Origin of the sequence: Aeromonas sp. 19NY04SH05-1 (assembly GCF_040581895.1) — a bacterium.
GTDB classification, from domain to species: Bacteria; Pseudomonadota; Gammaproteobacteria; order Enterobacterales; family Aeromonadaceae; genus Aeromonas; species Aeromonas enteropelogenes.
The window spans coordinates 686,459-699,921 of record NZ_CP095328.1 but is presented as its reverse complement, the minus strand read 5'-3'; the positions used below and the strand labels follow the sequence as shown (position 1 = coordinate 699,921).

12 protein-coding genes are annotated in these 13,463 nt (G+C 61.3%); 9 read left to right on the top strand and 3 right to left on the bottom strand.

Annotated features, from left to right (window positions below):
- Window positions 1-97: 97 nt before the first annotated feature.
- Both lysE and MRK42_RS03290 read right to left on the bottom strand, forming a co-directional pair.
- Complete coding sequence (lysE, locus tag MRK42_RS03295) at window positions 98-706, bottom strand: L-lysine exporter (RefSeq protein WP_026457605.1); 609 nt, start codon at window positions 704-706, stop codon at window positions 98-100.
- Window positions 707-905: 199 nt separating this feature from the next.
- The gene (locus tag MRK42_RS03290; protein WP_026457604.1) at window positions 906-1,688 is read right to left on the bottom strand and encodes a LuxR family transcriptional regulator; all 783 of its coding nucleotides are present in this window, start codon (window positions 1,686-1,688) and stop codon (window positions 906-908) included.
- Between the two features lie 62 nt (window positions 1,689-1,750).
- Here MRK42_RS03290 and MRK42_RS03285 point away from each other — a divergent pair, with 62 nt between their 5' ends.
- From MRK42_RS03285 to MRK42_RS03260, 6 genes are all read left to right on the top strand, one after another.
- A complete protein-coding gene (locus MRK42_RS03285; protein WP_082043384.1) occupies window positions 1,751-2,401 on the top strand; it encodes an acyl-homoserine-lactone synthase in 651 nt (216 codons plus the stop codon).
- 217 nt (window positions 2,402-2,618) lie between these two features.
- Window positions 2,619-3,518: a LysR family transcriptional regulator ArgP gene (locus MRK42_RS03280; protein ID WP_042026604.1), complete on the top strand. Its 900-nt coding sequence runs from the start codon at window positions 2,619-2,621 to the stop codon at window positions 3,516-3,518.
- An 86-nt stretch (window positions 3,519-3,604) separates the two neighbouring features.
- Entirely contained in the window at window positions 3,605-5,626 is a 2,022-nt protein-coding gene (locus MRK42_RS03275; RefSeq protein ID WP_042070389.1) for an exoribonuclease II, read from the top strand.
- Between the two features lie 252 nt (window positions 5,627-5,878).
- Window positions 5,879-7,519, top strand: a complete 1,641-nt coding sequence (locus tag MRK42_RS03270; RefSeq protein WP_042070390.1) for a sensor domain-containing diguanylate cyclase — start codon at window positions 5,879-5,881, stop codon at window positions 7,517-7,519.
- A 4-nt stretch (window positions 7,520-7,523) separates the two neighbouring features.
- Entirely contained in the window at window positions 7,524-8,627 is a 1,104-nt protein-coding gene (locus MRK42_RS03265; RefSeq protein WP_042070392.1) for an HDOD domain-containing protein, read from the top strand.
- A gap of 66 nt (window positions 8,628-8,693) precedes the next feature.
- The gene (locus MRK42_RS03260; protein WP_338611766.1) at window positions 8,694-9,284 is read left to right on the top strand and encodes a beta-phosphoglucomutase family hydrolase; all 591 of its coding nucleotides are present in this window, start codon (window positions 8,694-8,696) and stop codon (window positions 9,282-9,284) included.
- 128 nt (window positions 9,285-9,412) lie between these two features.
- Here MRK42_RS03260 and hfq read toward each other — a convergent pair whose 3' ends face one another.
- The gene (hfq, locus tag MRK42_RS03255; protein ID WP_026457968.1) at window positions 9,413-9,772 is read right to left on the bottom strand and encodes an RNA chaperone Hfq; all 360 of its coding nucleotides are present in this window, start codon (window positions 9,770-9,772) and stop codon (window positions 9,413-9,415) included.
- Between the two features lie 175 nt (window positions 9,773-9,947).
- Here hfq and MRK42_RS03250 point away from each other — a divergent pair, with 175 nt between their 5' ends.
- Genes MRK42_RS03250 through MRK42_RS03240 form a run of 3 tightly spaced genes read left to right on the top strand, consistent with a single transcriptional unit; the run spans window position 9,948 to window position 13,433 of the window.
- Window positions 9,948-11,222 (top strand): PqiA/YebS family transporter subunit, encoded by a 1,275-nt coding sequence (locus tag MRK42_RS03250; RefSeq protein WP_042070395.1) that lies wholly within the window; start codon window positions 9,948-9,950, stop codon window positions 11,220-11,222.
- Complete coding sequence (gene pqiB / locus MRK42_RS03245; RefSeq protein WP_338611765.1) at window positions 11,215-12,864, top strand: intermembrane transport protein PqiB; 1,650 nt, start codon at window positions 11,215-11,217, stop codon at window positions 12,862-12,864. Before MRK42_RS03250 ends, pqiB begins: the two co-directional genes overlap by 8 nt.
- Window positions 12,861-13,433: a PqiC family protein gene (locus MRK42_RS03240; RefSeq protein ID WP_042070398.1), complete on the top strand. Its 573-nt coding sequence runs from the start codon at window positions 12,861-12,863 to the stop codon at window positions 13,431-13,433. Before pqiB ends, MRK42_RS03240 begins: the two co-directional genes overlap by 4 nt.
- The last annotated feature ends 30 nt before the right edge of the window (window positions 13,434-13,463 follow it).

The window sequence follows — 13,463 nt, the reverse complement described above, 5'->3', positions numbered from 1 at the left end:
TCTCATAATGGAGTACTGAAATTTATCAGAAGAAAGTGACTCAGACAGGTATCGAGGCCCATTTTTATGACCTAGGACCATAAAAACAGCCGCCAGCCTAGCGTCCCATAGCAAGTTGCAGCGCCAGGGCCAGCATGATGAGGCCCACCAGCAGATCGATCCCTTGCTGCACCTTCCCCCTGGCCAGCCAGGGCGCCAGTGCCGCCGCTCCCAGCGCCAGGGAGTAGAACCACACCAGAGACGCCAGCATGGCACCGGCGGCAAAGGCCGGACGCAGCGGTTCAATCACCTGGCTGCCGAGGGAACCGAGCAGCATCAGGGTATCCAGATAGACATGAGGATTGAGCAGAGTAACCCCCAGGGTCATGGCGAGCACGCTTCTGGCGCCCATCAACTGCGGCGAATCCGCCAGTCCCTCTCCCTGGCCGCGCCAGGCACTGCGCAGGGAGCGCACGCCAAACCAGCCAAGAAACAGCACGCCCCCCCAGGTCAGCACCGTCAGGCCGACCGGGTTGGCGGCGATCAGATTGGCGCCGCCAAAGACCCCGATGGCAATCAGAACCAGATCACAAAAACTGCAGAGCGTTGCCGTCAGCAGATGGTGATTGCGATGAATGCCCCGACTAAGCACAAACGCATTCTGGGCACCGATGGGGATGATCATGGCAAGGCCGAGGGTAAAGCCTTGCAGAGTGGTCGCGAGCATAAGAGTACCGAGGGTAGTGATGAGTGAGTGGCACTATAGCGGGGGCAAATCATCCAGAGAAATTCATTGATTTACTGGTTGATTCATTTTGCTAATAACCCATCACACCCTTTTGCAACCGCTTGTCAATTACCGGATCTGACAATTGTGGCCTCCCCGATGACGGCAGGAGAATCCAGCAAACTGGTCAGGATACGCACTATTGCAACACCATGGGGAAGTTGGTCACCACCACCTGCTCCAGGTTCGGCAACAGCAGACCACTGCTGACCCCCTTGGCCACGGCCTGATAACGGTTCATGGAGCCGGTTTTGCGAGTGACCTGATTGAGATGGTAATTCACTGTGCGCTCGGTAATCCCCAGGATGCAGGCGATCTCGTTCGAGGTTTTCCCTTCGCTGGCCCAGAACAGGCACTCGGTCTCCCGATCGGTCAGAGGCTCCTTGTCCAGGTTCTCCACCATGCTGAGGCGCACGATGCGAATAGCCGCCTCGAAGATGTAATTGGACATCCAGGAGAGGATCGGCGAGGACTCCAGCAGCAGATCGCTCGACGCTCGCTCGGAGGTGATGAAGGAGAGGATGCCGTTTTCACCGGCAGCCCCGTGCAGCGGGAAGGAGATGCCATTGCGCAACCCGAACTCGGCGGCCAGCCCCATCACGTCCATGCTCCCTTCCTGCAGGAAACGGGCGCGCTCATCCAGCCGGTTCCAGTAGATGGGCAGGGTCTGTTTGCGTGCCAGCTGGATCACGGGATCGCTGGCCAGCATGTTGTGTTCGGTATAGGCCTGAACCCAGGAATCCGGACACTGGTTGAACAGCACCACTTTGGGCCTTTGCATCGACATCGGCATGATCAACGCGAAGCGGAAATAGTCGTACCCCATCCCGAGCGAGAAGCTGCCGATCAGCTCGGACAACCGGTTGCCATCCGTCACCGTACTGAAATGTTCCAGATACTCAAGCAGTTGGTCTCTTGTCATATAAAAGCCCCCTTGGCCAGACATGTGATTATAACCGCGAATAACAAGAGAGAGAGTCCATGATGTTGGTTTTCAGAGGGAAATTGAGAGAACACCCGCGAAAAGAGGTCGAAAGTGAACTTTATCGCTTTCGAAACGACGTTTTTTCCGACCGACTCGGCTGGGATGTGGAGTCCCGTCAAGGACTTGAGCGAGACAGCTTCGACACCCCCGACACTCACTGGGTGCTGATCGAGGATGAGCAGGGAGTGTGTGGCTGCATCCGCCTGCTCAACTGCGCCGATGCCTACATGCTCCCGACCATTTTTCCCGCCGCCCTGGCCGGTGAACGCCCGCCATGCAGCCCGCAGATCTGGGAACTGACCCGGCTGGCCATCGACGCCTCCCGCGCCCCGCGCATGAGCAACGGCGTCAGCGAACTGACTTGCGTCATCTTCCGCGAGGTCTACGCCTTCGCCCTGGCGCACGGGATCCGCGAGCTGGTCGCCGTGGTCAGTCTGCCAGTGGAGCGCATCTTCCGCCGTCTCGGCCTGCCCATCGAACGCCTCGGCCATCGCCAGGCCGTCGATCTGGGAGCGGTTCGGGGCGTCGGTATCCGCTTCCATCTGGATGAACGCTTTGCCCGTGCCGTTTCCCAACCCCTGCTCGGTCATTACCAGCCCCATAGTCGTCCTGCTCAATCCCAACCACATCCGCTGGCCGCATCATCATAAAAAATCCCGGGAAACAAGCCCGGGATAAACGCATCGCTATGAGCCACATCAGGCAGCCACTGCCCGTGCGGCGATGTGCAGTATCCTCTCTGAACCGGTTAACCACTACTGTAAAAAATCACACTAGCGGCCTTGCCCCACTCTCATCGCAACCGGTCATTGTTGTCCGGATCCGGCTCGCGTAGAGTCTGCCACGGGATCAAGACAGGGAGATGGCATGAAAGAGCTGGACTACAAATTGCTGCGGGCACTGGATGCGGTACTGCAGGAGCAGAATTTCGAACGGGCGGCCAGATCGCTGCACCTCACCCAGTCCGCCATCTCGCAGCGGATCAAGCAACTTGAACAGCAATTTGCCGAACCCCTGCTCATCCGTAGCCAGCCGCTGCAGGCCACCCCCCTCGGCCAGAAACTGCTGGCTCACTATCGCCAGGTGCACCAGCTCGAGATTGAACTGGCGGGCGAGTTGACCCCGGCTACGCCGCAAGGCCCCATCCGCATCAGCATTGCCGTCAACGCCGACAGCCTGGCTACCTGGTTCCTGCCCGCCATCGCCCCTTTGCTGGAGCAACACCCCATCGAACTCAATCTGCTGGTGGATGACGAGAGCCGCACCCTCGACAAGGTACGCGAGGGGCAGGCGTTTGGCGCCATCAGCCTGCAATCCCAGCCGCTGGCGGGCTGCTGCATCGACGAGCTGGGCGAGATGCACTACCTGCTCACCGCCAGCCCCGCTTTCGTCGCGCGCCACTTCCCCAATGGCCTGACCCGGGAAGCGCTGGCCAAGGCCCCTGCGGTGGCGTTCGATCAGCGCGACGACATGCACGTCAGCTTCATGCGCCGCCACTTCGGGCTGGAGCCCGGCGGCTATCCCTGCCATACGGTGCACTCGTCGGAGGCCTTCGTCACCATGGCCGAGCAGGGGCTGGCCTGTTGCCTCATCCCGGAATTGCAGATCCGCCAGCATCTGGCCACGGGCAGCCTGGTCAATCTCAGCCCGGACCAGCGCCTGACAGAGCGACTCTACTGGCACCGATGGGTACTGGAAAAAGGCATCCACAAACAGCTCTCCCTGAGGCTGATTGACTACGCCCGTTGCCAGCTGCAACCAAGCTGAAAAGGCCATTCACCTTGGCTTTGGAGGGCTAAAAACGTATAGTGCTGGGCGTTTCTTCATCAGGTCTCCACTCAGGTTCCTCACTTATGTTCCAAGACAATCCGCTGCTGGCCCAGCTCAAGCAACAAATCCGCGAAAACATCCCCAAGAAAGAGGGTGTTATCCGCGCCTCCGATAGGGGCTTCGGCTTTCTGGAGGTCGATGAGAAGACCAGCTATTTCGTGCCGCCGCCCTACATGAAGAAGGTGATGCACGGCGACCGGGTGACCGCCCTGATCCGTACCGAAAAAGAGAAAGAAGTGGCCGAGCCGGACGAGCTGCTGGAGCAATCCATCACCCGCTTCGTGGCCCGGGTCAAGATGTTCCGCGACCGCCTCAACGTGGTAGCCGACCATCCGCTCATCAAGGATGCCATCAAGGCCCGCGTCAAGAAGGGGCTGGACGAAAAAGAGTTCAAGGAAGGGGACTGGGTAGTCGCCACTCTCAAGCGCCACGCCCTGGTTGACGGCAACTTCTCCGCCGAGATCACCCAGAAGATCGCCTCCCAGGAAGATCACAACGTACCCTGGTGGGTGGTGCTGGCGCGCCACAACCTGGCCCAGGTCGAGCCGGCGGATCTGCCGGAGTGGAAGGTGATCGAAGAGGAAGAACTGCCCCGCCGCGATCTGACCCAGGTGCCCTTCTTCACCATCGACGGCGCCAAGACCAAGGACATGGACGACGCCCTGGCCATCACCAAGCTGGACAACGGCTGGGAGCTGCTGGTCGCCATCGCCGACCCGACCGCCTACGTGGCCGAAGGGAGCGAGCTGGACAAGGAAGCCGCCCAGCGCGCCTTCACCGTCTACATGCCGGGCCGCAACGTGCCGATGATCCCGCGCACCCTCTCCGACGAGCTCTGCTCCCTGAAAGAGGGCGAGGAGCGCAACACCCTGTGCGCCCGCTTGCTCATCACCGAGGATGGCCTGCTGCAGGAGGAGACCGAGTTCTTCGCCGCCCGCATCTGCTCCCACGCCCGCCTCAACTATGACGACGTCTCCGACTGGGCCGAGCACGGCAAAGAACTGGATATCGACGCAGGCGTCTTGGCCCAGCTGCCGCTGATGAAGGCGATGACGGAGGCGCGCATCGCCTGGCGCACCGAGCATGCACTGGTATTCCCGGATCGTCCCGACTACGACTTCGAACTGGGCGAAGATGGCGAAGTGCTGGCCATTCACGTCGAACCACGCCGCATCGCCAACCGCATGGTGGAAGAGTCGATGATCGCCGCCAACATCTGCGCCGGCCGCGTGCTGGGCAAGACCGTCGGCTACGGCATCTTCAACGTCCACACCGGCTTTGACGAGGAGTCCCTCGACGGCGCCATCGACCTGCTGAAAAGCGCAGAGGCTCCGTTCGAGAAGGAAGAGATCGCCAGCCTGTCCGGCTTCTGCGCCCTGCGCCGCTGGATCGACGGCCTCGATACCCGCTGGCTGGACGGCAAGATCCGCCGTTTCCAGAGCTATGCCCTGATGTCCTCCGAGCCGGGTGCCCACTACGGCCTGGGTCTGGATGCCTACGCCACCTGGACATCACCTATTCGCAAATACGGCGACATGGTCAACCATCGCCTGCTCAAAGCCGTCATCGCCGGCAAGACCCCGGGCGAGCGCCCGAGCCAGGAGCTCACCGAACATCTGACCGCCTGCCGCCGCCTGCACCGCATGGTGGAGCGCGACATCGGCGACTGGCTCTATGTGCGCTACCTCAAGGCTGCCGCCGGTACCGATCAGGTGTTCAACGCCGAGATCATCGACGTGATGCGTGCCGGCCTCAAGCTGCGCCTGCAGGAGAACGGTGCCGTGGTGTTCATGCCCGCCCGCCACATCCTGGACAACAAGGAGCGCCTTGAGTGCAACTGGGACAACGGCCGCGTCTATCTGGACAAGACCGAGGTAGTCTACGAGCTCGGCCAGATCATCGAGGTGAAGCTGACCGAGGCGGTGGAAGAGACCCGCTCCCTCATCGCCAAGCCGGCGGTGGAACTGGTGCCGGGTCCGGCGCCGGTCGCACCGGCAGCCGAAGCCGATGCAACCCCGGCCGAAGAAACGCCCAAGGCAGAGTAAACACCTGTCAACTTATAGAAAAAGCCCGCCATTGTGCGGGCTTTTTTATGTCCCTGATGCCTGCTCTCCTCGTTCAGATCATGCTTTCTCACCTGCTAACGACCCAGTCGCCCCCTTCAGGCAAATTGCGACCGTCTCCCAACCTTAAAGCAGCAGAATTTATGCGCACTGGCTCTCTTTTTTAATATTTCAATCAATATATTAGAGGGAGTGTATATATACTCGCTTGGGTACACCCAAAGGGATATTGGCATGCAAGAATGGGCACCTGAGCAGTTCACCAGCTTCGCGCAGCTCTGCGAGGCGAGTCTCGCGACCATCAGGGAGAAAACCGAGGCGGAGCGCCTCTATCTCTGGTTGCAGGCGCCGGAGTCCCTGCTTTACAGCTTTCATCCGGATCAGGGGTTGCTAACCCTGGATCCGGCCCATCTGGTGACGCTGCAGTTGCCGGATGAATTGATCTCCCGGGCCGTCGAACACGGGCAGATGGTGGTGGAGCAGATCCAGCCGCAGAGCGATACCTGGGAATATGTGGAAACCGTACAGCCCAAGCTGCGCGTCTGCTTCCCCCTCAAACGTCATCAGGAGCTGGATGGCGTCATCTATCTGGAAACCCGGCGCCGGCTTGATCGCCTCTCCCGTCATCAGCGCCAGGGGATCCAGCTGCTGACCCACTACCTGACAGCCGAGCTGAGCAACCATCTGCTGGCCTGGCAGATCGATCATGAACGGGATCAGCGCCGCCACACCCAGACCGATCTGGTGCAGAGCCAGGCGATGCAGCGTTCCTTCCTCCAGATGTTGCAGGCCCTGCACACGGTCAGCGTCACCCTCTCTCGCAGCCAGAGCGAACACCAGCTGCTGCGGGAAGCCGTGGTGCTGGCCCGCGAGGAGCTGCAATTCGATCGGGTCGCCATCTTCCTCATCGAGCCCGATGGCAAGACCATGCGCGGCACCTGGGGCACAGATGAAGAAGGCAAACTGGTGGACGAGAGCGGCTTCATCAGCCCCATCCCTGATCATCCCACGGTACAGCAGGCGCTGCGTAGCAAGGACTATGTGCTGGTGCTGGAAGATACCCCCCTCTACTATGAACGCCAGCAGGTGGGCCGCGGCTGGAACGCCATGGTCTCGCTGTGGGACGGCGCCACCCCCATCGGCTGGATCGCCGCCGACAACCTGCTGTGGCAACGGCCACTCAAGGCCTACCAGAGCGAGATCTTCAAGCAATACGCCGCCATGCTGTCGCAGTTGTTGATCCGCCAGCGCACCCAGGAGGAGCTGGAGAAACTCAACCGCCAGCTGGAGGTTCGGGTGGCCGAGCGCACCATGCAGCTGGCCGAGACCAACCGGGCGCTGGAGGAGGCCAACCAGCGTCTCTCCATGCTCTCCCTCGAAGATCCGCTCACCGGTATCGCCAACCGCCGCCAGTGGGATCTCACCATGCAACGGGAATGGGAGTGGGCTCGCCGTACCCAGAGCCTGCTGGCGGTGCTGATGATCGACGTGGATGACTTCAAGGCCTACAACGACCACTTCGGCCATGCCAAGGGAGATGAGTGCCTGCGCCTGATCGCCAGCGTGCTCAGGGAAGCGGAGCGACGGCGTACCAACCTGGTAGCCCGTTATGGTGGCGAGGAGTTCGTGATCCTGCTGTGCGCCCCCCAACCGGGAGAGGCGGAGCAGCTGGCTGAACGGATCCATGATGGACTGGCCCAGCTAAAAGTGCCCCATCCAGGTTCACGAGTTGCTGATTTCATTACAGTTAGCATAGGCTTTAGCTATCTGGTTCCCTCCCAGGACGGGGCATGGCAAACCCTGACCGAACAGGCAGACCAGGCGCTTTACCACGCCAAGTCGCAAGGGAGGGCTCGCACTCTGACCTATCGGTGATCCCATGCTGCTGCGCCGCTATCCCATCTTCAATCGCCGCCTGGCCCTGGTGGCCTACGGTATCGATTATCAGCTCGTCGACCCGGCCCAGTGGCCTGCACTGGCCCAGCATTGCCGCATGCTGGCCCAAGGGCGTCAATACCTGGTGCCTTTCAGCCACGAACAATTGGATGATCAACGCCCCCTGCTGTTCGATCAGGACACCATTCCCCTGGTGGAGGCCTCCAGCGAGCGCCTTCCGACCTCCTTTCCGGTGCTCGAACAGTGGCGTGACAGTCGTCGTCGGCTCGCCGTCCACGGTGCCCACCGGGATCCCCGCTGGCTCGGCGCCAGCCGGTTGCTGGTGTTCTGGATGGGAGAAGAGGGGATCTGCCAACCCACTGAACACAAGCGGATGGCCCTCAATATCGATACCTGGCAGGATTTCCTTCCCCTCAGGGAGGCTGGAGTGGATTTCTTCGCCGGCGGTTTCCTCGCCCGCCCCGAGCTGGTTAACCAGCGGGCCACCCAGCCGGATATGGCGCTGGTGCAGCAAATTCTCCAGCTCATCTGCCACGAGGAGTTCTCCTTCAATCAGGTCGCCAAACTGCTGGAGCAGGATGCCTACCTGCCCGGTCAGCTGCTCACCTATGTCAATGCGCCTGGTTTTGATCACGCCAGCCCCATCACTTCCGTCTCCCGCGCGCTCTCCTATCTGGGGGAGCAGGAGATCCGCAAATTCGTGCTGATCAACGGCCTGGCCCGGATCAGTCCGCATATGCCGGAGGCCTGCACCCGCATGGCCATCGCCCGTGGCCGCTTCTGCGAGCTGATCGCCCTGACCGCCCTTGGCAAATCGGAGGCCAGCTGGGCCTTTCTGGTGGGACTGGTGCTGGATGGTTCACTACTGTCGGATGCCCTCAAGGCTCATCTGCCCAAGAACGTGAAGCGCGCCATCGAGCTGCGGGAAGGGCCGCTGTTTCACCTGTTCCAGCTGGTCACCACCTATGAACAGGGCAACTGGCCGCTGCTGGCCCAGCTGGCGCCGCGTTATCAGCTGGACCCGACCAGGCTGACACCCATCTATTTTCAGGCGCAAATGTGGGGGCAAGCGTTTCTCACCAGCTAGCCAATGGCGAGGAGGGGCACCTGTGGCTAAAATGGGCTCCCTTTTTCCAGAGACAGACTCAGCACCATGACCCTTTCCGGATTCCAAGGCCTGGTCTTCGACCTCGATGGCACCCTGGTCGACTCCATGCCGCTCCACCTGGCCGCCTGGGAACACACTGCCCGTGAATTTGGCTTCCATTTCGATGCCGACTGGTTCTATGAACTGGGGGGCATGCCGAGCCGCAAGATTGCCCTGCTGGTGGCCGAAGAGCAGCAGATCCCACTCGATCCCGTTCAGGTTACTCGCTGCAAGACAGACCATTATGTGGCCAATCTGCACAAGGCGACCGTCTTCCCGGCCATGCAGGCCCTGATCGAACGCCACCACGGCCTCATCCCAATGGGGATAGGCACGGGCTCCCCCCGCGTCAACGCCCAGGCGGTGCTGCGCAATACCGGTCTGGATCGCTATTTTGAGGTGGTGGTGACCGCCGACGACGTGGAACTGCACAAACCCAATCCGGATACCTTCCTGCTGGTGGCCGACAAGCTGGGGGTCGAGCCGTCAGGCTGTCTGGTGTTTGAAGATACCGGCATCGGCGTGCAGGCGGGTCAGGCCGCAGGCATGCAAACCTGTCTGGTCAGGGAAGGAAAACCGGTCGAGATGGTGGCGTGATCGGGCAAATATCTCGCCCGAAAGCAGACAGATGACGTTCGCTCTCATACGGGACATGAATGTAAATGAGAGCGAACGACCGCTGCCGTCAGACCCGGGAGGGATGGCGGCAGAGGCGGGGCAAGGGATTATTCGTGGTTGCCGCCGCCCTGGTTGTCGTCATAACGACCCGGAGCACCGTGCGGACGCGGCGCCATGGAGACCCGCGGCTTGCGTGCACGCTGGATATTCACCTGCGGACGACCGGTGTGCATGGCGATGGTGGAGATCTTGGCCTTGTAGACCAGCTGCTGATTGCCATGGGCATCGGTCAGCAGCACGCTGTATTGATCGAAACCGCTGATGGTTCCTTCCAGCTTGATGCCACTCACCAGAAAAATCGCGACCTGGCTGCGGTTCTTGCGCAACCAGTTAAGGGCGGAATCTTGCCCGTTCCCAAGGGAGAAGGCTTGCTCAATCGTGGAGTAACTTGGGGATTCGGTTGTCATAAATTATTGTCCCGCGGAAAAAAGTGGCGTTTGATTGTGCTAAATGGCCAGTGGCTTGTCAAAGTCATTCGCATGCTCATCAACAATCGTGCTACACGGGGACTGGCCGCTGGCCGGCACAACTGCGATAATCGGCGGTTCTGGCTTCCTGACGAGCCTTATTCGAGGTTTTATTTTGCATCCGGCTTCACACCCACCTCGGACCTATGTCCACGATGCCACCGCCTGCGAAGAGTGTGACCTGCTGATCCCGGCCACCCCCCTCGCCGTGGGCCAGGCCAGTTGCTGCCCACGCTGCGGCCACACCCTGAGCCGCTACTTGCCGGATCAGGAGCTGCGCCCCATCGCCTACGGGTTTGCGGCGCTCATCATGTTCGTGCTCGCCAATGCTTTCACCTTCATGTCCTTCTCCAGCAAGGGAATTGGGCAGGAGATGACGTTCATCCAGTGCATCTCCACCCTGGTGGACGAGGGTTACCTGTTCCTCGGCGCCGTGCTGAGTCTGACCCTGATCGGCCTGCCGCTCATCTACATCGGTTCCATCATGCTGGTGCTGTGGCGGGTCGACAAGGATCTCCACAGCAAAGCACTGCGCTCCCTCGGTCGCCTGCTCTGCCAGATAAAGCCCTGGCTGATGGTGGATGTGTTTCTGGTAGGGGTGCTCATCTCCCTGGTCAAGCTGATGGGGATGGCCGACATCAAGATGGGGCTCTCCTTCTGGGCCTTCGTCGGTTACACGGTGCTGCTCGTCAAGATGATCTCGTCGCTGGACACCATGTGGCTATGGCAGCGGCTGCTCGGCCCGACCGATGCCTGCGGCGTCGATGAGACAACCGATGCCAGCGCCATGGAAAGCGGCCTGACGGGGTGCCATATCTGCGGCGCCCTGAGCAAGGCGGGCAGCCATCGCTGCGGCCGCTGCGGCGGGCACCTGCACGATCGCAAGCCGGGCGGGTTGAACCGCACCTGGGCCCTGCTCATTACCTCCAGCATTCTCTACATTCCCGCCAACATCTATCCCATCATGGATACGGTGTTTCTCGGGGATGACACCCCTTCCACCATTCTCGGGGGCGTGGTGCTACTGTGGGCAATGGGCTCCTACCCCATTGCCGCCGTCATCTTCTTTGCCAGCGTGGTGGTACCGCTGGTGAAGATACTGGCGCTGTTCTGGCTCTGCTACGCAGTGCAAAACGGCCACGCGGCCTCGCCGCTACGCAAGCTCAAGCTCTATCGCATGACGGAATTTGTCGGACGCTGGTCGATGATCGACGTCTTCGTGGTGGCCATTCTGGCGGGCCTGATCCGCCTCGATAATCTGATGACCATCTACCCCGGCCCCGCGGCCGTTGCCTTTGCAGGGGTGGTGCTGATCACCATGGTCGCGGCCATGAGCTTCGACTCCCGCCTGATCTGGGATTTACAACAAGGAGAACGCGAACGTGAGTGAGCGTAAAACAAGGTGGAAACAGGGCTCTGACTTTCTGAGCTCTGCCGCCGCAATCTGGATGGTGCCGCTGCTGGCGCTGTTCATCGGTCTCTGGATGCTGTTCCAGCACTGGTACTCCCAGGGCCCCAGCTTCACCCTGACGGTCGCCACTGCCGAAGGCATAGTGGCGGGCAAGACGGTGATCCGCTCCCGGGAGGTCGACGTCGGCCGCATCGAGACGGTCGAGCTGAGCGATGACTACAGCCATGCCGTGCTGCGCGGCCGCCTCACCAACGCCGCCTCCGGCATGCTCAAGGGCGACAGCCAGTTCTGGGTGGTCAAGCCCAGGGTCGGCCGGGAAGGGGTATCGGGTCTCGGGACCCTGCTCTCCGGCGCCTATATCGAACTCCTGCCGGGCAAGAAGGGCAAGGCGCGGGACGAGTACGCCATGCTCGACAAGCCGCCGCTCGCTTCGCAGAGTGCCAAGGGGCTGCGCCTGATCCTCTCCAGCCGCGATGCCCGCGCGCTGGGAGAAGGTTCCCCCATCAACTACCAGGGGTTCACCATAGGCCAGGTGGAAGAAGCCACCTTCCTGCCTGAAAAGAGCGAGATGCAGTACCAGATCTTCATCAACGCCCCCTATGACATCCTGGTCAGCAGCAACTCCCGCTTCTGGTTGACCCCGGGTTTCGAGCTGTCCGTCAACAGCGAAGGGATGAAGGTGAAGATGGACTCGCTGGAGAGCCTGATCGACGGCGGCATCACCATGGGTCTGCCGCCCGGCTGGTCTCCTGGCGAGCCGGCCAAGCAGCGCGACGAGTTCACCCTGTTCCAGGATGAGGCGAGCGTGCTGGCCGGTAGCCTGGATCAGTTCATCGACTACGTCTTCCTGTTCGACGACAACGTGGCCGGTCTGCACCCGGGCGCAGCCGTGCAGTATCGCGGCATCCGGGTCGGTACCGTTATCTCTGCCCCCTATCTCATCGAGGAGAAGGGCGTACGCCTGTTCCAGGATCGCCAGATCCCGGTGCTGGCCCGCATCGAGGTGCAGCGCCTCTCCCACCGCTACGCCAAGGCGGAGAAAGAGCAGTGGCGCGCCCTGTTCAGCAAGCAGTTCAAGGAAGGTCTCAGGGCCAGCCTCAAGACCTCCAGCCTGCTGACCGGCGGCAAACTCATCGATCTCAACTTCTACCCGGATGCGCCCCGTTTCGAGCAGGCCAAGATCTCCGGCTATCAGGTCTTCCCGACCGTGCAGGCAGGGCTGGATCAGATCGAGCGCAAGGTGAACCTGATCCTCGACAAGTTTGTCGACATGGACATGGCGACCACCCTCAGCAAGGTCAACAGTTCCCTCTCCACCCTGGATGGGACCCTGAAGAACATCAGTGCGGTCAGTGCCAACCTGGACAAGCTGACCAGCAAGGAGGCGACCCAGCAACTGCCGGCATCCCTGAACCAGAGCCTGAAACAGTTGCAGGAGACGCTGCAGGCCTATGACGGCCATTCACAGACCAACCAGGATCTGCGCCAGTCGGTACAGGCCCTCAATCAGTTGATGCGTGAGCTGCAGCCGCTGGTGCACTCCTTGAACGAGCAACCCAGCTCGCTGATCTTCGATCGCGCCCAACCATCGGACCCTGAGCCCAAGCGAGGAACACAATGAAAAAACAGATCCTGACGCTGGCCCTGCTCGGCCTGCTGGCCGGTTGCAGCGCCAGCCAGCCCAGCCTGCATTACTACTCGCTTGACGCCAGCCAGCCGTCATCCGGCGCGGCCCCGGCCACTCCGCAGCACCAGCTGGTGCTGCGACCCATCACCCTGGCCAGCCAGCTCGACCGGATCAGCATGGTCTATCAGCTGGAGGGGCAGGAGTTGCACTTCACCGAGTACCACCGCTGGGCGGGCTCGCTGGATGATCAGCTCAATCAGGTGACCATGAACGGCCTCTCGGCCCGGTTGCCCGGTTGGGTGATACGGCAGGATGGCGCCCGCAAGGGGCCCGTGCTGAGCATAGTGGTGGAGCGCTTTCAGGGGCGCTACGACGGGCGCGCCGTGCTGAGCGGACGCTGGCGTCTGCTGGCGGAAGACGGCACAGTGCTGCGCGACGCCCCCTTCCGTCAGGAACGGGTACTGCCCGCCGACGGCTACAATACGCTGGTCGGCGAACTGGGTCAGGGCTGGCAGCTGTTGCTCGACCAGATCGCCACCGAGGTGCGCCTGAGCGCGGGTTAATCCCCTCACTCCGTGCGGCAGATATAAAAA